The sequence below is a fragment of the Geobacillus sp. 47C-IIb genome, from assembly GCF_014679705.1.
Classification (GTDB): domain Bacteria; phylum Bacillota; class Bacilli; order Bacillales; family Anoxybacillaceae; genus Geobacillus; species Geobacillus thermodenitrificans.
Genome location: NZ_CP061473.1, coordinates 569,391 through 589,906 on the forward strand (window position 1 = coordinate 569,391; position 20,516 = coordinate 589,906).

Annotated in this window: 23 protein-coding genes; 1 reads left to right on the forward strand and 22 read right to left on the reverse strand. The window is 53.0% G+C overall.

Annotated features, from left to right (window positions below; genetic code table 11):
• Window positions 1-30 precede the first annotated feature (30 nt).
• The 15 genes from asnS to IC804_RS02870 all read right to left on the reverse strand — a co-directional run bounded on the left by asnS (window position 31) and on the right by IC804_RS02870 (window position 14,559).
• Window positions 31-1,323 carry an asparagine--tRNA ligase gene (asnS, locus tag IC804_RS02800; RefSeq protein WP_008879580.1) on the reverse strand — a complete coding sequence of 431 codons (1,293 nt, stop codon included), beginning with the start codon at window positions 1,321-1,323 and terminating at the stop codon, window positions 31-33.
• A 233-nt stretch (window positions 1,324-1,556) separates the two neighbouring features.
• Complete coding sequence (locus tag IC804_RS02805) at window positions 1,557-2,738, reverse strand: pyridoxal phosphate-dependent aminotransferase (protein WP_008879581.1); 1,182 nt, start codon at window positions 2,736-2,738, stop codon at window positions 1,557-1,559.
• Between the two features lie 21 nt (window positions 2,739-2,759).
• Entirely contained in the window at window positions 2,760-3,239 is a 480-nt protein-coding gene (locus tag IC804_RS02810) for a cell wall elongation regulator TseB-like domain-containing protein (RefSeq protein ID WP_008879582.1), read from the reverse strand.
• Window positions 3,240-3,244: 5 nt separating this feature from the next.
• Entirely contained in the window at window positions 3,245-3,415 is a 171-nt protein-coding gene (locus tag IC804_RS02815) for a YpmA family protein (RefSeq protein ID WP_008879583.1), read from the reverse strand.
• A gap of 393 nt (window positions 3,416-3,808) precedes the next feature.
• Window positions 3,809-6,544 (reverse strand): ATP-dependent DNA helicase DinG, encoded by a 2,736-nt coding sequence (dinG, locus tag IC804_RS02820; protein ID WP_081157164.1) that lies wholly within the window; start codon window positions 6,542-6,544, stop codon window positions 3,809-3,811.
• A 50-nt stretch (window positions 6,545-6,594) separates the two neighbouring features.
• Complete coding sequence (gene panD / locus IC804_RS02825) at window positions 6,595-6,978, reverse strand: aspartate 1-decarboxylase (protein ID WP_008879585.1); 384 nt, start codon at window positions 6,976-6,978, stop codon at window positions 6,595-6,597.
• A 12-nt stretch (window positions 6,979-6,990) separates the two neighbouring features.
• Window positions 6,991-7,860 (reverse strand): pantoate--beta-alanine ligase, encoded by an 870-nt coding sequence (gene panC / locus IC804_RS02830; RefSeq protein WP_008879586.1) that lies wholly within the window; start codon window positions 7,858-7,860, stop codon window positions 6,991-6,993.
• The gene (panB, locus tag IC804_RS02835) at window positions 7,857-8,696 is read right to left on the reverse strand and encodes a 3-methyl-2-oxobutanoate hydroxymethyltransferase (RefSeq protein WP_029760965.1); all 840 of its coding nucleotides are present in this window, start codon (window positions 8,694-8,696) and stop codon (window positions 7,857-7,859) included. The genes panC and panB overlap by 4 nt, the downstream gene beginning before the upstream one ends.
• A 260-nt stretch (window positions 8,697-8,956) precedes the next feature.
• Window positions 8,957-9,946 (reverse strand): bifunctional biotin--[acetyl-CoA-carboxylase] synthetase/biotin operon repressor, encoded by a 990-nt coding sequence (locus IC804_RS02840; RefSeq protein ID WP_008879588.1) that lies wholly within the window; start codon window positions 9,944-9,946, stop codon window positions 8,957-8,959.
• Complete coding sequence (locus IC804_RS02845) at window positions 9,904-11,118, reverse strand: CCA tRNA nucleotidyltransferase (RefSeq protein WP_008879589.1); 1,215 nt, start codon at window positions 11,116-11,118, stop codon at window positions 9,904-9,906. The genes IC804_RS02840 and IC804_RS02845 overlap by 43 nt, the downstream gene beginning before the upstream one ends.
• On the reverse strand, window positions 11,115-12,251 hold the full coding sequence (gene bshA / locus IC804_RS02850; RefSeq protein ID WP_008879590.1) for an N-acetyl-alpha-D-glucosaminyl L-malate synthase BshA: 1,137 nt from the start codon (window positions 12,249-12,251) through the stop codon (window positions 11,115-11,117). The genes IC804_RS02845 and bshA overlap by 4 nt, the downstream gene beginning before the upstream one ends.
• Entirely contained in the window at window positions 12,248-12,958 is a 711-nt protein-coding gene (bshB1, locus tag IC804_RS02855; RefSeq protein ID WP_029760967.1) for a bacillithiol biosynthesis deacetylase BshB1, read from the reverse strand. Before bshB1 ends, bshA begins: the two co-directional genes overlap by 4 nt.
• A gap of 5 nt (window positions 12,959-12,963) precedes the next feature.
• On the reverse strand, window positions 12,964-13,398 hold the full coding sequence (gene mgsA, locus IC804_RS02860; RefSeq protein WP_008879592.1) for a methylglyoxal synthase: 435 nt from the start codon (window positions 13,396-13,398) through the stop codon (window positions 12,964-12,966).
• Between the two features lie 31 nt (window positions 13,399-13,429).
• A complete protein-coding gene (gene dapB, locus IC804_RS02865; RefSeq protein ID WP_008879593.1) occupies window positions 13,430-14,227 on the reverse strand; it encodes a 4-hydroxy-tetrahydrodipicolinate reductase in 798 nt (265 codons plus the stop codon).
• On the reverse strand, window positions 14,224-14,559 hold the full coding sequence (locus IC804_RS02870; protein WP_029760968.1) for a nucleotide pyrophosphohydrolase: 336 nt from the start codon (window positions 14,557-14,559) through the stop codon (window positions 14,224-14,226). The genes dapB and IC804_RS02870 overlap by 4 nt, the downstream gene beginning before the upstream one ends.
• A 159-nt stretch (window positions 14,560-14,718) precedes the next feature.
• Here IC804_RS02870 and IC804_RS02875 point away from each other — a divergent pair, with 159 nt between their 5' ends.
• Window positions 14,719-15,588 (forward strand): YitT family protein, encoded by an 870-nt coding sequence (locus IC804_RS02875; RefSeq protein ID WP_008879595.1) that lies wholly within the window; start codon window positions 14,719-14,721, stop codon window positions 15,586-15,588.
• A gap of 109 nt (window positions 15,589-15,697) precedes the next feature.
• Here the strand turns inward: IC804_RS02875 and ypjB are convergent, their stop codons facing one another.
• From ypjB to IC804_RS02910, 7 genes are all read right to left on the reverse strand, one after another.
• Entirely contained in the window at window positions 15,698-16,486 is a 789-nt protein-coding gene (ypjB, locus tag IC804_RS02880) for a sporulation protein YpjB (protein ID WP_008879596.1), read from the reverse strand.
• A 116-nt stretch (window positions 16,487-16,602) separates the two neighbouring features.
• Complete coding sequence (locus IC804_RS02885; protein WP_008879597.1) at window positions 16,603-17,202, reverse strand: lipoprotein heptaprenylglyceryl N-acetyltransferase LhaT; 600 nt, start codon at window positions 17,200-17,202, stop codon at window positions 16,603-16,605.
• 77 nt (window positions 17,203-17,279) lie between these two features.
• The gene (locus tag IC804_RS02890) at window positions 17,280-18,044 is read right to left on the reverse strand and encodes a menaquinol-cytochrome c reductase cytochrome b/c subunit (protein ID WP_008879598.1); all 765 of its coding nucleotides are present in this window, start codon (window positions 18,042-18,044) and stop codon (window positions 17,280-17,282) included.
• Window positions 18,045-18,094: 50 nt separating this feature from the next.
• Window positions 18,095-18,769, reverse strand: coding sequence for a menaquinol-cytochrome c reductase cytochrome b subunit (qcrB, locus tag IC804_RS02895; RefSeq protein ID WP_081157165.1), 675 nt, complete (start codon window positions 18,767-18,769; stop codon window positions 18,095-18,097).
• A gap of 3 nt (window positions 18,770-18,772) precedes the next feature.
• Window positions 18,773-19,282, reverse strand: a complete 510-nt coding sequence (gene qcrA, locus IC804_RS02900) for a menaquinol-cytochrome c reductase iron-sulfur subunit (protein ID WP_008879600.1) — start codon at window positions 19,280-19,282, stop codon at window positions 18,773-18,775.
• Between the two features lie 143 nt (window positions 19,283-19,425).
• Window positions 19,426-19,881 (reverse strand): YpiF family protein, encoded by a 456-nt coding sequence (locus IC804_RS02905; protein WP_060476032.1) that lies wholly within the window; start codon window positions 19,879-19,881, stop codon window positions 19,426-19,428.
• Window positions 19,882-19,966: 85 nt separating this feature from the next.
• A complete protein-coding gene (locus IC804_RS02910; RefSeq protein ID WP_008879602.1) occupies window positions 19,967-20,500 on the reverse strand; it encodes a ReoY family proteolytic degradation factor in 534 nt (177 codons plus the stop codon).
• Window positions 20,501-20,516: the final 16 nt, after the last annotated feature.

Below are 20,516 nucleotides of genomic sequence, written 5' to 3' on the forward strand. Positions count from 1 at the left end.
GAAAAAACCCCCTTTTTGCAGGGGGTTTTTTTACGGGTATAGACGGTTGAGCAACCGCGGAAACGGGATCGTCTCGCGTACATGCTCAACGCCGCAAATCCAAGCAACCGTTCGCTCGAGGCCGAGCCCGAATCCGGAGTGCGGCACGGAACCGTATTTGCGCAAATCTAAATACCATTCATATGCTTCAAGCGGCAAATGATGCTCCTCGAGACGCTGCTTGAGCAGCTCATAATCATGAATGCGCTCGGAACCGCCGATAATCTCCCCGTATCCCTCCGGCGCGATTAAATCAGCACATAGCACGACGTCCGGACGGTTCGGATCTGGCTGCATATAAAACGGCTTTAACGACGTCGGGTAGTGAGTGATAAACACCGGCTTGTCGAAGCTTTCAGCGATGGCTGTCTCATGCGGCGCACCGAAGTCATCGCCCCATTCGATATCGGTAAACCCTTTGTCATGCAGCAGCTTGATCGCTTCGTCATACGTTAGACGCGGAAACGGCGGCTTGACAAGCTCAAGCTTGGTGACGTCGCGTCCAAGGCGCCCGAGCTCAAGTTGGCAACGGCTAAGCACCGACTGTACGAGATAAGAGACATACTCTTCTTGCAGCCGCAAATTGTCTTCAAATTCGTAAAACGCCATTTCAGGCTCGATCATCCAAAATTCGATCAAATGGCGGCGCGTTTTCGACTTTTCGGCACGGAATGTCGGACCGAACGAAAACACTTTACCGAGCGCCATGGCTGCTGCTTCCATATATAGCTGGCCGCTTTGCGATAAATAGGCATCCTCGTCAAAATACTTCGTATGGAACAGCTCGGTCGTTCCTTCCGGTGCGCTGCCAGTCAAAATCGGCGCATCGACTTTGACGAAGCCACGTTCGTTAAAAAACTCATACGTCGCACGGATCAATTCGTTGCGGATTTTCATGATCGCATGTTGGCGCCGCGAACGAAGCCAAAGGTGACGATGATCCATTAAAAACTCGACACCGTGTTCTTTTGGCGTAATCGGATAATCGACCGCTTCATTGATGACCTGTATGTTCGTCACCGAAAGCTCATAACCGAACGGTGAACGCTCGTCGACGCGCACCGTGCCGGTCACATAGAGCGACGTTTCTTGCGTCAGCGTTTTCGCACGTTGAAATACCTCTTCTGAGACGTTCGCTTTTTCAACTACACCTTGAATAAAGCCAGTCCCATCACGCAGCTGTAAAAAGGCGATTTTTCCGCTCGAGCGCTTGTTCGCCAACCAAGCGCCGATCGTGACTTCTTGACCTACATATTGGTTCACTTCAGCAATCGTCGTTTTCACGTACACATTCCCTCCAATAATCGACACGTCCATCTCATTCGCTATTATATCGTTCTGGCGAAACGACGGCAACGGCCAAGGAAACCTTTCGCCTCTGGCCGGCTCGGCACAACCGTAGAAAACAGTGCGGGGCAACCGCTAAAAAATCATGCATCCGGCTGATTTTCGCGAAATCACCGCCGCTGCAGCGGGCGCGGAAAAAGCGGCTTTGCTTTGGGCAAAGCCGCCGCTTGTTAAGCGCGCGCTTCCATAAACCGGTGGATGCGTTCCACGGCGGTTTCCAGTGCATCGAGCGATGTCGCGTATGACAAGCGAACGTTATCCGGCGCTCCAAACCCAGAGCCGGGCACAAGCGCGACTTTCGCTTCCTCCAACAAGGCAGCGACGAACTCGTCGACCGTGCGGCAGCCGGCCATTGCAGCCGCTTCGCGGGCGTTCGGGAACAAATAAAACGCCCCTTGTGGCTTAACGCACGTGAATCCTGGAATTTGCACGAGCTTGTCGTAAATGATATTGAGCCGTTGTTCAAACGCTTGGCGCATTTGTTCGACCGGCTCCTGCGGCCCGCTGTAAGCAGCGATGGCCGCGTATTGGGCGATTGACGTCGGGTTGGACGTGCTGTGGCTCGCCAAATCTGTCATTGCCTTAATAATATCTTTCGGCCCCGCCGCATAACCAATGCGCCAGCCCGTCATCGAATGCGACTTTGACACGCCGTTAATGATGACTGTCTGCGCCTTCAGCTCCGGCGACAACTCAGCGATGGACACATGCTTCGCCCCGCCGTAAGTCAATTTTTCATAAATTTCATCTGACACGATCAATACACCATGCGCTAGGCACACCTCACCAAGCGCCTTCAACTCTTCGGCTGTATAAATCATGCCAGTCGGGTTGCTCGGCGAGTTGATGATAACCGCTTTCGTCCGCGGCGTGATTGCCTGTTTCAGCTGCTCCGGCGTAATTTTAAAATGATTTTGTTCAAGCCCTTCGACGTAAACCGGAACACCGCCCGCCAGTTTCACTTGTTCCGGATAGCTCACCCAGTATGGCGTCGGAATGATCACTTCGTCGCCTTCATCGAGCAATACTTGGAACAGCGTGTAAAGGGCGTGCTTCGCTCCGACGCATACAATCACTTCAGCCGGCTCATAATCCAAGCCTTGGTCGCGGGCGAATTTTTTTATAATTTCCTCCTTTAACGCCGGCAAACCGCCCGATGGTGTATATTTCGTATGTCCTTCGTTCATTGCCTTGATGGCGGCATCAAGAATGTGCTGTGGCGTGTTGAAATCCGGTTCGCCAGCTCCGAGACCAATCACGTCATGCCCGGCCGCTTTTAGTTCTTTTGCTTTCGCCGTAATGGCCAAAGTCGCCGATGGCGTCAGCGACGCCACCCGTTTTGCCAATTTCATCGTTTCTTCCCCCTCATATGCTCAACGTTGAAAACTGTACCTCTTTAAGAATGAACCATCGGCAAAATGGAGGTAATAAAACGAATACCTTCCTTCTGCATCGATATATGTCAACTCCCAAAGAGGTACGCCCTTTTCCATGCCAAGCGTCACGTCAATCACGCGTTGCGGATGTCGGTCGCGTTGTAAAATGGCGCGTGCTTCCGCTTCGCTAATGCCGCTATTTGCTTTCTTGACGACGATATCCCCCTTTTTTTCCGGCACCCAAACAACGACGTCTGTCTCCTCTTGTTTCGTCCGGCCGATGAATACGGTGCATGCTTCATCGCCATAATATGTATAGACTTTCTTCACGTCGACAAGCCCAACCGCTTCCTTCGCCCGCGCAAACGCTTTTTCCACCATTGACCGTTTTGGCACCATCGCCTCACCGTAAATCGACCATGCCTGCCAAATGAGGATACCCAAAAAAATTAGAGCAAGCCATCCCCACTTTTTCATGGCGATCACGTCCGATAAATCGTAAAGACCGCTTGGCGTTTATCGTTTTCATCCAAAGCAAGCCCAAACATCAAATTGTCGCGCTTCAGCGTCCGATTCAAGCAGTCAACAATTTTGTACAAATCATCGGAATGCTGGATTTTGACGGTGGCGAGCACTTCAATTTTGCTTTCCATTTTCGTTGTTTCCTCCTGTACGGCGCAAATTTTGTTACTTATACACGCCGGCGGCTCCGGCAACAATACAAATACAGTAAGGTTATGATCACAGTTGCGCTTCTTCACGCCTCTGCGGCCGAGCCGGCGAAGGTAAACGGCGAGGCTGCAAGCTGCCATCGCAGTTGTGCTTCTTCCCTATTATAGCAGGTTTGCCTGACCATTTCATAACAAATTTGCCCGCCTACACCTCCAACGCAAATTTGCTTCTTTTCTCCCCCCGCTGTACGCGGGGTATTTTTTTGCCAGCTGCCATCTTTAATCTTTAGATTGCACCGTTTCATTTCTCTTTATGAACGTCTTGTACAGCCGTCCCTCTCCCTGAAAACGAACCGACTGTTCATCCCGCTTGTCTCATGAAAGCCATGCATCCGCTTTGTCAAGCAGCTCGGAAAGCGTTCCATCATATACCGACAGCGGCGGCAGAGAAGCGAGAAAATCAGCGCCGTATGAAGCGGTGGTCAGCCGACGATCGAGAACAAACACGGCGCCTTTGTCCTGCTCGGTGCGGATGAGGCGGCCGAATCCTTGCTTAAAGCGGAGCACCGCCTCGGGAAGCGACAACTCGTAAAACGGATCACCGCCGGCGGCGCGAATCTGTTCACTTTTTGCCTCCATCACCGGATCATCCGGAGGCGCAAATGGCAATCGGGCGATAATGAGTGCATCGAGTGCCGAACCCGGTAAATCAATCCCTTCCCAAAAGCCACTCGTCCCAAACAGCACGGCATGATCAAATTGCAAAAATGTTCGCAAGAGCTTGGCCGGGCTGCCACTTTGCATTCCTTGAGCAATCAAAACGAACGGCTCGTCCGCTTCTTCCGTTTTCAGCGCTTCAGCCGTCATTTTCAACAGCTCATACGACGGAAACAACACAAGCACCCGCCGGCCAACGTGCCGGGCGATCGAGAGCACGGCCGCTGCTGCCGCTTCGGCGTATGTCTCAAGCGGCACGGCAGAAACAAGCGGCATATCCGTTGGCACAAAGAGCGCGACCTGCTCCTTATAGCGAAATGGCGCCGGAAACGAGTGACAGATCGGATAAAAATCATCCAAGCCAAGACGCGTCGTCATATAAGAGAATCGACCGCGGACGGCAAGTGTGGCTGACGTCAAAATCACGCTCCGTTTTTTCATAAACAACTGATCGGCAAAAAAGTCAGCAAGATCGACGGGTTGCGAATAAAGCCGGACAGCGTTTGCCGCCCCTTTTTCATCGGCTTCAATCCAGCGGACCGTTCCTGGCTCCGCTTCGGTCAGCAGCCGAACGAGGGCGTTCATTTGCTGATTTAGCGCCGCAAGGTCGGCGGCCAGCGAGGCCGGCAGTGTGATAGCGTCAGTCATAGCAACAGGTAAGATTGGCTTTGCCTCTGCAAGCAGCGCCGCCGTCAAATCACGCAAACGCCAACATAGCTCAACAGCCGCCTGCCACGTGCGCCCATGCTCGTCCGCCGGTGAAAAACGGCAGCGGCAACGCCCCGCCCGCGCCGGCTTTCTCTCTAACGCATAACGGCGCAGCAAGCGGAACAGCTCGTCCCCTTCAAATTGCAGCCCTTCAAGATGCCGTTGGCAACGAGCAAGGACGGCTTTCACTTCGCCTTGCTCTGCTTCCAGCCATTTCGTGAGCGTTTGCGCCATTTTGGCAGTTAACAAGCGAAATGACACATAGTCGATCCGCTCGCCAAAATAACGAGCAGCGATATCCTCAAGCCGATGCGCCTCATCGATGATGAGATGGCGAAACGGCGGCAAAAGCGGCGTAGAGGCAGTCAAGTCATGAAGCAAAAACGCATGATTGGTAATGACAATATCAGCCTGTTCGGCACGTCGTTTCGCCTGAGTGAAAAAATAATGCCGTCCGCCGTCCTCCTCTTCTCCGATGGCAAGCGCGGACAACAAGAGACGAGCGCCGGATGATACGTTCAATTCATCTAAATCACCGCTATCTGTCTCAAGCAGCCAGACCAGCATCTGACATTTCAAGAGCGCCGCATCGTATGTATCGCACGGCTCAGGCAAAAACGAAGCAAATTTGTCAAGGGAAAGGTAGTTTTGCTTCCCTTTCAAGACGGCGACGCGAAGCGGGGGCGGCACGACTTGCCGCAGCACCGACAAATCGCGGCGGATGAGCTGCTCTTGCAGTTGGAGCGTATGTGTGCTGATGACAACCCGTTCTTGTCGCTCGCAAGCAAAAAAGGCAGCCGGGATGAAATAAGCAAGCGATTTGCCAAGCCCTGTTCCCGCCTCAATAAGCGCATGCTGAGATGTAGACAGCGCCTCATAAACGAGTTGCATCATTTCCCACTGCCCTTCACGCCGCTTGTAGCCAGGAAGCGGAAGGGACGGCGCTTGTTCATAAAAGGCTGCAAATGAGACCGAAGCGAGGCGCTTCTCATCATCGCCTGATTCCGGCTTTGACGCCGGCTTTTTCAGCGCAATGCCGCGGTAAAGGGCGATGGTATTGTCCATCGGCGCTTCTTTCTGTTTTTCAGTGATGACAAGATCAAGAAGTGAGTAAATATCGCTTTTCAAATGGTGGGCAAGACGCCGCAACTGTTCGAGTGTCACAAGCGGCAGACGGCCAAGCCGCTCAAGCAAGGCGATGAACAGCTTCGCAGTCACTTCCGCATCGCTGTCCGCTTGATGCGGACGATCATGGCGGAGGCCGAGCTGTTTGGCCAAGTCACCAAGCTTATAACTTTCCGCTGTCGGCAGTACGATGCGAGCAAGCTCGACCGTATCGATCGTCGGACCGGTAAACGGCGGCCACCCGGCTCGTTCGAGTTCGGCTTGCAAAAACGGCAAATCAAAATCGACATTATGAGCAACAAAGTACGCGCCTTCCATCATAGCTGTAATCTCGTCCGCCTTGTCAGCAAACAGCGGCGCTCCCTCAACTGTCTGTTCGTCAATGTTCGTCAGCTGTTGAATGAACAACGGGATGGGTTGTTCCGGGTTAAAAAAGCTGGCAAACCGCTTGACGATCGAGCCGTCCTCAACGACCGCCATGCCGAGCTGGATGATTCGATCGCCTTTTTTCGGTACGTTTCCCGTTGTTTCTAAGTCAATAATAACAAAGCGCATTGCCATCAATGATCACCTCAAAACGAAAAGGGGCGGAAAGCCCCTTTTTTGCCCCATTATAAAATCGTATGTGCCGGCTCTTCAGCAATGAGCTGTGCGATGCGGTTGTTTTCGTCCATAATGGCAACTTTCGGCCGATGCATAGCGATTTTTTCTTCAGGAACGAGCGCATACGAAATGACGATGATGATATCCCCTTTTTGCACAAGGCGGGCGGCCGCACCGTTTAGGCAAAAGACGCCGCTGCCGCGCTCTCCGGGGATGATGTACGTTTCAAAGCGGGCCCCGTTATTATTGTTCACTATCTGCACTTTTTCATTAGCCACCATGCCAACCGCATCTAAAATATCTTCGTCGATTGTAATGCTGCCTACATAATCCAAGTTTGCTTCCGTTACACGGGCACGATGAATTTTGGCGTTCATGAGTGTACGAAACATGGGCGATCCCCCCTAATCCTCTTGTCTATGCGCCTTAGGCAGCTCAAGAATGATATTGTCGATCAAGCGGGCGCTCGCAAACCGAACGGCAACCGCGACGAGCACCGTTCCGTGAAGCGTTTCAAGCGGCGCCAAATCCGGATACGAACACACTTCGACATAATCAATTTCAGCGTGCGTATGTGCTTCAATATGCTCTTTCACAAGACGACGAATGGCATCAGCGCTCCGCTCTCCGCCATCGACGGCTGCCGCTGCCGCGCGCAGCGCCTGATAGAGCGCCGGCGCCTCCTCTCGTTCTTGCGGCGATAAATAGACGTTGCGCGAGCTTTTCGCCAGCCCGTCGGCCTCGCGAACCGTCGGTACCGGCACGAGCTCAATCGGGAAATTGAAATCGCGAATCAAGCCGTCGACAACAGCTACCTGCTGGGCATCTTTCAGACCGAAATAAGCGCGGTCAGGCATGACGATATGAAACAGCTTAGTAAGCACCGTTGCCACGCCGTCAAAATGGCCGGGGCGCGACCGTCCACAGAGCACATCCGTGCGTGCTTTCACGACGACTTGCACCGTGAGCGGCCCCGGATACATCTCGCCTGCCTCCGGATGAAACAGCACGTCAACTCCGTGCTGTTCGGCGATATGCCGATCGCGCTCAAAATCGCGCGGATAGCGGGCAAAATCTTCGTTCGGCCCAAATTGAAGCGGATTGACAAAAACGCTTAAGACGACAATGTCATTTTCCTGACGCGCCCGATCGATGAGGGCGGCATGTCCTTCATGCAAATAACCCATTGTCGGGACGAACCCGATCGTTTTTCCTTCGCGGTGGTATTGACGCATCAGCGCCTGCATTTCACTAATCCGATCAACGATGATCATGATTGTTTTCCTCCGTATAAGGCCACCCATTCTTCTTCCTTCATCGTAAACGTGTGCGCCGGCTCCGGAAACTGGCGCAGTTTGACATCAGCGATATAGTTGGCCAGTGCCTCGACGATCGTCTCTTGAATGGCAGCGTATTGTTTGACAAACTTCGGCACGCGGTTGACACCGTAGCCAAGCAAGTCATGGTAAACCAGTACCTGGCCGTCGACTTCCGCCCCGGCACCGATGCCGATGACAGGAATGGTAAGCTCTCGGGCTACAGCCGCCCCAAGCTGCTTCGGTACACACTCTAAGACGAGCGCGATCGCTCCTGCTTGTTCGCACTGTTTCGCATCATTGAGCAGCTTTTTTGCGCTTTCCGCATCTTTGCCTTGCACTTTATAGCCGCCAAGGACGCCGACAGATTGCGGCGTTAGCCCGAGATGGGCGACGACCGGCACGCCCGCTTTCGTCAGTGCGGCGATCGTCTCAACGACTTCATCCGCCCCTTCGACTTTGACAGCGTTCGCCCCCGACTGTTGCATGATGCGCCGGGCGTTTTGCAACGCCTCTTCCTTGGAGGCGTGGTACGACATAAACGGCATGTCCGTGACGATAAACGTGTTCGGCGCACCACGGCGGACCGCCTTCGTATGGTGGATCATGTCATCGACCGTCACCGGGATCGTCGAGTCGTAACCGAGCACGACCATGCCGAGCGAATCGCCGACTAAAATCATATCCACCCCGGCCTGTTCAGCAAGCTTCGCCGATGGAAAGTCGTAGGCGGTCACCATCACGATCGGCTCGTCCGCCTGCTTCATGCGGAAAAAATCGGCTTTCGTCTTCACCTTTGTTCCCTCCTCTTTGATTGCAGAGGAGATGACGCGACCGAAACAAAACGTCCTTCTTTCCCGCCTTGAGAAAGAAGGACGCCATAAACCACCGTCGGTTTCGTTCACCCCTCTGTCCCAGTCCTTCTGCAAGGATCAAGGCAGATTATCTTTATTCATTCATTTTGCCGGCGCGGTGCAGTTCTTTTCGACAAAGATACTGCCCTTTTCCTCGCCTTGTATTTTAACAAAATTGTCACAATTTTTCCAGTGGAAATTTACAGTTGAATATCGGCCGAATGAATATAATGAAGTTGGTTTTGTTCATCCTCGAGGATCAGCAGACCGTCATCGGTAATGCCGCGCGCGATGCCGCGTATCACCTTGCCCAATGTCCTTGCTGTCACCGGCTTGCCAATCGAAACCGCGTATCCTTCCCAAAGAAGCTTAATTGGACGGAAGCCATGCTCCAAATATTGCTTATATAACCGCTCAAGCTGAAGTAAAATTTCTTGGATGAGCGGCGCGCGCTTTATGCGCTCCCCTTTTTCGATGGCAAGCGATGTGGCGATGTCGCAGATATCCTCGGGAAATTGCGCACTCGTCTGGTTCACGTTAATGCCGATGCCGATGATGACCGAACGGACGCGGTCAGGGTCGGCCTGCAGCTCGGTTAAAATGCCGACACATTTTTTACCGTGAAGCAAAATATCGTTTGGCCATTTAATGTCCGGGACAAGCCCGGTTACTTCTTGAATCGCTTGACTGACCGCCACGGCAACAAGCAACGTCAACTGCGGCGCCTGCTGCGGGGGAATGGGCGGCCGCAAAATAAGGCTCATCCAAATACCGGTTCCTTGTGGGGAAAACCATTTCCGGTCTAAACGCCCGCGCCCGGCTTTCTGCTCCTCGGCGATGACAAGCGTCCCTTCCGGCGCTCCCTCATATGCCAGCTTCGCCGCGATACGCTGCGTCGAATCGACTTCCTCAAAAAAATGGATCTGATGGCCAAGCGTTTCGGTTTTCAATCCGAGTTGGATTTCGTTTGCCGTCACCTTATCCGGCGTGCTCACGATTCGGTAGCCGAGGCGGCGCACCGCTTCGAGTTCAAACCCTTCTTTGCGCAGCTCCTCGATATGTTTCCATACGGCCGCCCGCGAACAACCGAGCTGCTCACTGATCTTTTGTCCGGACAGAAATTCACCGTTTGCCTCGGCAAATAGTTCTAACAGTTTTTTTCTTGTGTCCGACTGCGCTCCATGAGCCATGCGTAAATCCGCTCCTTCTCGTTTTCAACTTCACCGTTGACGACCGCCCGCCATATGGCATCCAGCGTCTCTTTCACCCACGGACCGGCTGGTTTCCCGATCCAATCAATGACCACTTTGCCGTTAACCGCCAGCTCACCTTTCGTTTTGATCGGCAAGGCGGCAAAGCGGCGACGCAGCTCGTCATGTTGCGGTTCGTACGGCTTTCCGGTCAAAGCAGCGCGGACCACCTCAACCGAAAGTGCCCGCTTGAGGCCGGCCAAAAACAGCTGCTCATTCGTCCACGCGGCCGGTTCAGGGACAGCAGCGAGCGTCGCCAAAATGGCGCCAGCTTCATCGATCACTTTATTCGGTAGCTTCCATGCGCGCAAAAACGGACGGCTCTCCTTGACGCCAAGGGCGTGGCACAAAAGCGCCCACCGCTCCTCGCGCGCCGCGAGCCAAGGCCAGCGGTACGCGGCCGCTCGTCGCAGCCACTCGCCTTTTTCAGCCAACCCCGGCAAATAGGTGGATAGCCCTGTTTCGGCCAAAAGCGGCAACGCTTCGGCAGCAAACGGGCCGGCGAGCAGCTTTTCCATCTCCATCGTCATCCGCTCAACCGAAATATGGGCGAGAAGCGGTGCGTTGGCGATGATCGCCTTCTTCGTGTCGATAGCGAGTGAAAATCCAAGTTGACTGACAAAGCGGACGGCCCGCATCATGCGGAGCGCATCTTCACGAAACCGCGCGTCCGCTTCTCCGACAGTGCGAATAAGCCGCTTTTCGATCGCCTCTTGTCCCCCGAACGGGTCAATGATTGTCCCGTGCTCGTCCATGGCGATGGCATTCATCGTAAAATCGCGCCGTTTTAAGTCTTCCTCAAGAGAACGAACGAACGTCACCGACTCAGGACGGCGGTGGTCTTCATAGTCGCCGTCGGTGCGGAACGTCGTTACTTCGTAGGCCGTTCCTTCGTGCACGACGACGACTGTACCGTGTTTCGAGCCGACATCAATCGTTTTTGGGAAAATCGCCATCACTTCGTCCGGCAAGGCGCTCGTCGCAATATCGACATCGCCGATCGGACGCCCAAGCAACAGATCGCGCACCGCGCCGCCGACAAAATATGCCTCATAGCCATGCCGATTTAGCTGTCGGATGATACCAAGCGCCTGTTGGAATGGCGGTTTCATCCTCTCACCTTCCTTGCTGCCAGTGAAGCATACAGCTGCTCATACTGCCCGACGATATCGGACGAACGGAACTTTTGCTCGACCGTTCGCACCGCCTCTTTTGCCATTTCGCTATGCAAACGGCGGTCGGTTAGCAGTGCGAGCGCTTTTTGAGCCGCTTCTTCGACATCGCCGAGCGCACATAAAAAGCCGCTTTTTCCATCTTCAATCACTTCCGGAATGCCACCAATCGCCGTGCCAATGCACGGGATGCCACACGCCATCGCCTCTAGTAAAACGAGCCCGAAACTTTCTTTTTCCGACAAGAGCATCATCACATCACTGATCGAATACAGCTCTTCCAGTTTGTCCTGTTTCCCTAAAAATCGGACGTCGTCGTTGAGCCCGAGTTCTTTGACGAGACGGCAGACGACAGTCATTTCCGGGCCGTCGCCGACAAGCAAGAGCTTGGCCGGCACATGCTGACGCACGATGGCAAACGCGCGCACCACATCAGGCACGCGCTTTACTTTCCGGAAATTAGAAACGTGAATGATGACGTTCTCCGTTTCACCGATGCCGTACTCCTGTCGCAAATGGCTCGCTTCCCGACGGTGGTAGACGCGTTCGTCAACAAAATTGTAAACTGTATGGATCTCTTTTCGCACATCAAGCAGTTCGTACGTCTGCTGAACAAGGGCGCTAGACACCGCTGTGACGATGTCCGACTGCTCGATGCCGAACTTGATCATATCGGAAAGCGACGGGTCGTAGCCTAACACGGTGATATCGGTGCCGTGCAACGTTGTGACGATCGGCAGTTCGCCAACCATTTGCCGCGCCAGTACGGCGCAGACTGCGTGTGGAACGGCGTAATGGGCATGAAGCACATCGAGCTGTTCCCGCTTCGCTACCTCAGCGATTTTGCTCGCTAGCGCCAAGTCATACGGCGGATATTGAAAAACAGAATATTGGTTGACGCTCACCTCATGGTAGTAAATGTTTCCGTATACTTTGTTCAGCCGAAACGGCATGCTTGACGAAATAAAATGAATTTCATGTCCTCTTTCGGCAAGCAGTTTGCCGAGCTCAGTGGCAACGACCCCTGAGCCTCCGACCGTCGGATAACAGACAATTCCTATTTTCAGCTTCATCGCACTCCCTCAAATAAGTCGAAAAGATGAATAGGTGTTTTTGCCAAAAAGCCTTCGGCATACTCCGCACCGATTTGCTGGCCGAACCAGCGCTCGCGGCTTTCGATCATCTCAATGTAGTTGTTTGTCAGCGGGGTGTCAACCGAACCAGGTCGTTTTTCAAACTGGCTTTCATAGGCGCGCAGGCTCGCCAGCTTGTCCTGAGCTGTTTCGCTAATATCGACAAGGAAATGCGGACGGCAAAAGGCATTAATCATATAATAATACACCGAGCGGACGCGGTGCGCATCGCCAAGCTCGCCGTCTCCATATCGGCGGATGCCGGCGGAAAAGACCGCCTCCTCGACAAGGCGGGCGCATTGCCCGTGATCTGGATGGCGGTCTTCCCAATACGGGGCGAATACAAGCCGCGGCCGATAGCGGCGAACGACCGCAACAATACGGCGAATCGCCTCTTCTTCGACATAAAGACCGCGGTCAGGCAGCTCGAGATTCAACCGTTCCGATACACCGAGCCTGTGGGCCGCTTCAGCCGCTTCTTTCTGCCGTTCGTCAACGGTTCCGTTGGACGACAGCTCTGCCTTTGTTAAATCACAAATGACAGCGCGGTATCCGCGCCGCACATATTTGGCGATCGTCCCGCCCATGCCGATTTCGACATCATCCGGATGGGCGCCAAACGCTAACAAATCACATGTTTCCACCATCGCTGTCACCTTTCTGTTTCCTTTTCCTCCCCGCTTTTCGCCCGGCCGTGGACGATGTTGCGCCATGCCAAATCACCGCGCTCCAATCCTCGAATGAGCAGCTCCGCCGTCCCAATGTTCGTTGCTAACGGCACAGCATAGACGTCGCAAAGGCGCATCAATGCGCTAATGTCCGGTTCGTGCGGCTGGGCGGTAAGCGGGTCGCGGAAAAAAATAACGAGGTCCATCTCATTGCGGGCGATCATCGCTCCGATCTCCTGATCGCCCCCGTACGGCCCGGACTGAAAGCGATGGACGGCGAGTCCGGTCGCTTCCTGAATGCGCAAGCCGGTTGTGCCCGTGGCGTACAGTTCATGGTTTGCCAGCACAGGCGCGTAGGCGGTCGCAAACGCCACCATCTCCGCCTTTTTTTCGTCATGGGCAATTAACGCGATTTTCATCTTGTTCTCTCCCCCGTTTGCGCTGTTTGCGCTATTCCAAAATATGTTCAAGCCCGTAGACGAGCGTATGTAAATGCATAACCGTTTCCACCGCTAGTTTCACTCCAGACATGAATGAGCGGCGGTCGAGTGAATCATGGCGGATTGTCAGCGTCTGTCCCTCGCCGCCGAAAATGACTTCCTGATGGGCGACAAACCCTGGCAGGCGAACGCTATGAATCGGAATGCCGTCGTATGCAGCCCCACGTGCGCCGGCAAGCGTTTCTTTTTCATCCGGATGGCCTTGTTTTTTCGACGGACGCACTTCAGCGATAAGCTGTGCGGTTTTCAGGGCCGTCCCTGATGGCGCGTCAAGCTTTTGGTCATGATGTAGTTCGATAATTTCTACATCAGTGAAATATTTTGCCGCCATGCGGGCAAACTTCATCATCAGCACCGCGCCGACAGCAAAGTTCGGGGCAATGATCGCACCGATTTCGTTCGTCTCAGCGAGCTCCGTCAGCCGCTCGATATCTTCCGGCGTGAACCCGGTCGTGCCGATGACTGGACGGACGCCGTAGCGCAGCGCCAGTTCAGCATGTCGTTTTCCGACCTCGGGCGTCGTTAAATCGATGAGCACATCCGGCTTCACCTCGGTAAAGCAGCGGACAGCATCAGTATAAATCGGAGCGTCGATGCCGGCAAATCCATCGATGTCGGCCAAATTTTGCCCGTCATAGCGGCGGTCAATGACCGCAGCCAGTTCAAAATGGTCTGTTCTTTGCACAAGTGCCACCGCTTCACGGCCCATGCGGCCGCGTGGCCCGGCAATGACGATGCGAATCGTCATTGAGATTCCTCCTTTCGCGTCCAACGGTCACGGTCGCGGATCCGGAACTTGTCCATCACCCGGTCGTGCGCCTCCTGCAAATCAATGTTGAGCGAATTGGCAAAACAGATGAGTACAAACAACAAATCGCCCAGCTCTTCTTCCACTGTTTTTTCTTTTTCCGTTACCTTTTTCGGCTTTTCCCCATAATAATGGTTCACTTCACGCGCCAGTTCGCCGAGCTCTTCTGTCAGCCGCGCGAGCATGGCGAGCGGGCTGAAATAACCTTCTTTAAACTGCCCGATATATTCATCCACTTCGCGTTGCATCTGTTTCATCGTTTTCTCCTGCATGACCATCACCTCGTCTGTTTCCATGTTAGCGAAAAGCGGCGCATTTGACAAATGTTTTCGCCAGTCGTCAATTTTCCCTGCTTTCGACCATCGTTGCCTGCGCAGGCAAGTTCCTCTATAATTAAGGACGCCGACTATTTTTGTGGACGGAGGGACGATATGATTTTCGGCTTAAAAATGAAAAACAGTTTATTTATTTTGCTTGGCGCTGCTATTTTTGCCTTCGGCCTCGTCCATTTCAACATGCAAAACAATTTGGCGGAAGGCGGTTTTACCGGCATTACGCTTCTTCTTTATTTTTTGTTTGGGCTTGATCCGGCCATCACCAACTTGGCGCTCAACATCCCGCTCTTTTTTATCGGTTGGAAGCTGCTTGGTCGTCAAATGTTTCTTTATACCGTGCTCGGCACCGTCGCCGTTTCAATGTTTTTATCCATTTTTCAACGCTACATGATTCATATGCCGCTTCAGCATGATATGACGCTCGCGGCGTTGTTTGCCGGCGTTTTCATCGGCGTTGGCCTCGGCATCATCTTCCGCTACGGCGGCACAACCGGGGGTGTCGACATTATCGCCCGCCTCGTCTATAAATATAAAGGCATCAGCATGGGCAAAACGATGTTTGCCTTTGATGCCGCCGTCATTACACTGTCGCTTCTTTACCTTTCGTACCGCGAGGCGATGTATACGTTAGTCGCCGTCTTTCTCGCCGCCCGAGTCATTGATTTTATGCAAGAAGGCGGCTATGCGGCGAAAGGGGCGACGATCATCTCAGAAAAAAGTGAGGAAATCGCCAACCGGATTTTGACGGAAATGGAACGCGGCGTCACCGTGTTAAAAGGACGAGGTTCGTATACGAAGCGCGACCGTGACGTCTTATATTGCGTCGTCGCTAAAAACGAGCTGCCACGCTTAAAAAACGTCATTATGTCCGTTGACCCGCACGCCTTTGTTGCCGTCACCGATGTGCACGATGTGCTTGGTGAAGGATTTACGCTTGATGAACAAAAACGACCGCTTGAACAATAATAACCGGAACGGCGCTCGCGCGGGCGGCATACGCTGAATTCGCTAGATGCCATCCAATTCAAACATAAAAAGGAGGGGGAACCCTCCCCCTCCGAAAGCGAGGCGGCGCCTATTCTTCCGGCTGTCGCGCCCGCTTTTCCTCTTTTTCCCCTTTGTATTTCCGCCAGCCGACGTATGTCAGCGTCAACACAATCACTCCGCCAGTCGAAATCATCACCCAAATGAGTGATGGATCAGCTTCATCTTTTTTCACCCCGTCAAATAGCGCTTCGACATCGCGGCGTGCAGCGGCGAGCTGCTCTCGTTGCTCGTTTTTGGCAAGCTGCCAAAATGAGGCGGGTTGCAGTGCTTCCAGATTGCCGTCAACCTTTTTGGCCGCTTTTGGCGGTACATCAATTTTCACACTCGGCTCAATTAATGTATAGCGATCAATAAATTGGCGAAAGGCAGCGTCATATGCCTCTCTCTCCCCACGTTCCGCCGCCTTTTCCATCGCAGCGAACGCCTCCATGACAGCCGGCTTCATCTCTGACCAAAGTGGCTGATGCGTCGATTGGACGGCATCAACTACGAGACGGAACTGCGTAAGAGCAGCGATTTTGTCTTCCGCTGGAATCGATGCTGTCATGGCCTTTACCGCGTGTTCGTGCGTCACAGTCACCGCCCTCAGCTCGTCAGCCGATTTTAACCGTTCTCTCGCTCCAAGAGCGAAAAACCGTTCAGAAAAATAAAGGAGCACTTCTTTGGCTTCAGCAAAACGCTCATTTTTCGCCAATTGCAGCGCCTCGTCGGAAATGTCGTCAAGCTGTTTCCAACTTTCCATTGATTCGGCCGCGCCAACGAGCGCTGGCCATAAAAAGGCGATCGATAACAACATGGCCAGCCCGATTCGTTTCATCCTCGTCCCTCCCTCATTCACTACTACAATGTATGAAGGAGTGGACAAGAGTAGACCAAGCAACTGCGATCAAGCGATAGGGCAAATTTTCCTCCCTTGTTACTCCTATTCCACTGCTATGCGGGAGGAAGCGAGAACGACTGTCGCCGTGTGCGGATGCCAAGCCAATACGCCACGGCAATGGAGGCAATGCTGAGCCAAAACGTAAAATAACCGATTTGATCAGCATAATGATCCAACATATGATAACGTGGCATCATGCCAAATACGTAGTCGATGACATCGTTATGCAGCGTCCAAACCGCTGCCAAAGCAAGATGAACCGGACGAAATCGGTAAAGCGGAGCGTACAGCATGCCTTCGACCGCCATGGCCCCATGGGAAACGATGAGCATCCATCCTGCCCAGTCAAGCGTTCCGGTGACGCGCCAAACGAGCACGTTCATGACGACCGCCCAAATCCCGTATTTGACAAGTGTCACAAGGGCAAGGGCTTCAAACAGCGGTGTCTGCCGACCGAGCAGCCAGGCGCCGAGAACGATGAGAAAAAAAAGACTCGCCGTCGGACTGTCGGGCACAAATGGCAAAAACAAGGGCGGTGTTTCCGCCAACTGATAACGATACCAATAATAGCCGTAAACGGTGCCGGCAGCATTCACAAGCAAAAGTAGCGAAACAACCGGCCGGGAAGCGAATATCGCATAAAGCCATGCCATCGTTTGCACCTCATCTCAATTCAATGTAGGTACGAAAAAAGCTGACTAACGCGAGTCAGCTTTTTCGTGTGAAACGATTATTCAGCTTTTAAGCCGGCGATGAATTCCGCCATTTTTTGCAACTCTTCATCCGTGCCTTTAAAAATGCCACCCGGCATGCTTCCTTGCCCTTCTTTAGCGATCTTCGCAATCTCTTCTGCTGTCAAGCCGGTGCCAACAAGCGACGGACCGGCACCACCGGACAAGTTTTCCCCGTGGCATGACGTACACGTATTGGCTTGAGCGATTTTATAGCCTTCAGCGTTCGTATCAATTTCCACTTCCGCACGAATTTTCCCTTGTTCAGCCGCTTTTTCCCAGTCGTGCGTGACGACCGATTCCCATGTCAAATAAACGATCGCAGCAAGAGTAAGAAGCATCATGCCTGTCGCCACCGGGCGCTTCCACGGACGGCGCTCCGGACCGCGATCCAAAAACGGAGCCAGCAACAAAGCGCCAAACGCCAACCCCGGCATGACGATCGCGCCGATGACTGTATACGGACCGGACGCATACGAATATTTGAGCAATTGGTATAAGAATAAGAAATACCAGTCAGGCAGCGGGATATACGTCGTGTCCGTCGGGTCGGCAATCCGCTCGAGCGGCGACGGGTGGGCGACGGTCAAACATAAAAAGCCAACGAGAAAGACCGAACCGACAAGCCATTCCTTTAACAGGAAGTTCGGCCAAAACACTTCCGTTTTCCCGGGATACTCTGAATAGTCCTTTGGAATATTCGGTTTTCGTACCGCGGGAATACGGGAATCGCCGACAAATTTCATTCCTTTTCCGCGATGCATTGCGTGATTCCCTCCTTTTTTCTATCGCCTCAAAACGTCCAACCGACCGATCATAGCGGACCGGAAATGCCTTGTCTGCGAATCATTAAAAAGTGCGCTGCCATTAAGCCAAGCAAAGCCGCCGGCAAGAAGAACACATGAATCGCAAAGAAGCGCGCCAACGTCTGGGCACCGACAATTTCCGGATCCCCGGCCAACAACGTTTTGATCGCCGGACCGATGAGCGGCACTGCTTCAGCGATTTGCAGACCAACTTTCGTCGCAAACAGCGCTTTCATATCCCAAGGTAACAAATAACCGGTAAAACCAAGCCCCATCATGACCATGAAGATCAGCACGCCGACGATCCAGTTCATTTCGCGCGGCTTTTTATACGCCCCTTGGAAAAAGACGCGCAGCGTATGTAAAAACATCATGACGATGACCAAGCTTGCTCCCCAATGGTGCATGCCACGCACGATTTTGCCGAACGCCACTTCGTTTTGCAAATAATAAACCGACTCCCACGCGTTTTTAATGTCCGGGACATAGTACATGGTTAAAAACATGCCTGACAAAATTTGAATGACCGTGACAAAAAACGTCAGTCCGCCAAAACAGTAGACAAAGGCGGAAAAATGATGAGCCGGGTTGACGTGCTCCGGAACTTCGTGATCGGCGATATCCCGCCATAAAGGCGTAATATCTAAGCGTTCATCGACCCAGTCATACAGCTTGTTTAACACGCATTACGCCTCCCCTCTTGGTTTCGCCTTGCCTAAATACAGCTTTCCGTCTTTCACTTCGAACTCGTAGCGGTCAAGCGGAGCTGTCGGCGGCGTCCCCGGAACGTTCGTGCCGTCTTTCGTATAGAGCCCGTAGTGGCACGGACAGAAGAAATGATTCGGGTTGTTTTTGTCCGTATTCCAGTCGACCGTACAGCCAAGGTGTTTACAAACCGGTGACAGGGCGATAATGTCCCCTTTTTCATCCTTATACACCCAAGCTGATCTCGGTTCTTCCGACTCGTACCAAGCGTCTTTCACCTTCACTTTAAAGTCGAAGCGCTTCGGTTCGGTCGTGATCTCTTTGACGTCCGCTACCGCGACCATATCCGTGCCTGCCGTCTCTCTCAAGATCGGGTCAAAGGCGAAGCGGAGCATCGGCATAAGCATTCCTGCTGCCATAAAACCGCCGACGCCGGTCAGCGTGTAGTTTAAAAATTGACGTCTCGTTACGCGATGTTTGTTGTCGCTCATCGTCTTCCCCCCTCTATGCAAAGTCAAGTCCACACCGGACAATTTTACGTATAACACAATGGAAAACTAGGACATTCTAATGATAGCTCAATTGCTGGACAAGGTCAATATCACAAACGGCAAAACGTGGGACTTTGCTTTGCCTACCTTTTCGTCCAGCGGTTAACGAAAAAGCGGAGCAGCTCAGCGGCCTGCTCGCGGACGAGTTCATGCTTATACGACTCATCCATGCTCTCGAGCGGAACGGTCGGAACGAGCCAAAAGCGACTGGCCTCCGTCCCCTCTTGCCATGTGCGATCGCACGTCACATAAAACACATGTTCCATCCCTTCCTGCCTAAGCCGGTTTGTCCAATTCGCCAGCCTTTCCAACAGCTTATCCCGTTGTTCATCCACAAAATAAACAAACGGCGGCAACAAAAACACGCGCCCCCTCAGCTGCCGCTCGACCTCGGTGGCGACGAGCCCGACAAGCTCCCCGCCGGAAGCGAGCCGCCTCGCTCCTTGGCCGACAGCCACCGGCAAAAGCGGAACGAGCGCCGTATCAATGTAGTCGCGCTCTTTTTCGTAGGTGGCGACGTCTCCGCTTGTCCATTTCATCGCTATTCCCCTTTGCCATAAAGTTTGTTCCTTATCACCATACCATATTTTTCGGCAAAAGAAAAACCTTGCCTGCGGCAAGGTGTTACAATTTGTTTAATTCATCGGTCAACCGGCGAAACGCCTCTTCGTCGTGGCGATCAAGCGCCTCATCGATCAGTTTCATGAGCCGCTCACGCCGGAACTCATAAATGGACCGTTCTAAAAATTGCTCAGCAAGACGCTGATCGTTTTCGCTCACTTGCGCCTGCTTCGGTGCATACGGGTTTTCTTCAAGTACAGCAACATATTGCGGCGAGTGAAAAGAAGCGCGGAAATTGAGCTGAATGTAAATATCTTCGTCACGGTTCAACCGGATATCATGGAACGATTTCTCCGCATCGGTCGTCATCACATTGCCTTTGTAAAAGCGAAACGGCACATCATCCACGCAGTGGGTCGACATGACGATGCCGCGCGGGCAATATTGGGCGTTCTCAACAAAATGCACCTTTTGCATCAGCTGGTCATGGCTCATCAAATAGTTTAAAATCCAAACACATTCGCGCCGTTTCAACTGATAATGGCTTAAAAACCAACGGATGAACTCTTTTTTTTCATTGACGGATACGTGCGTCATTGTGCGCTTCCCCCTC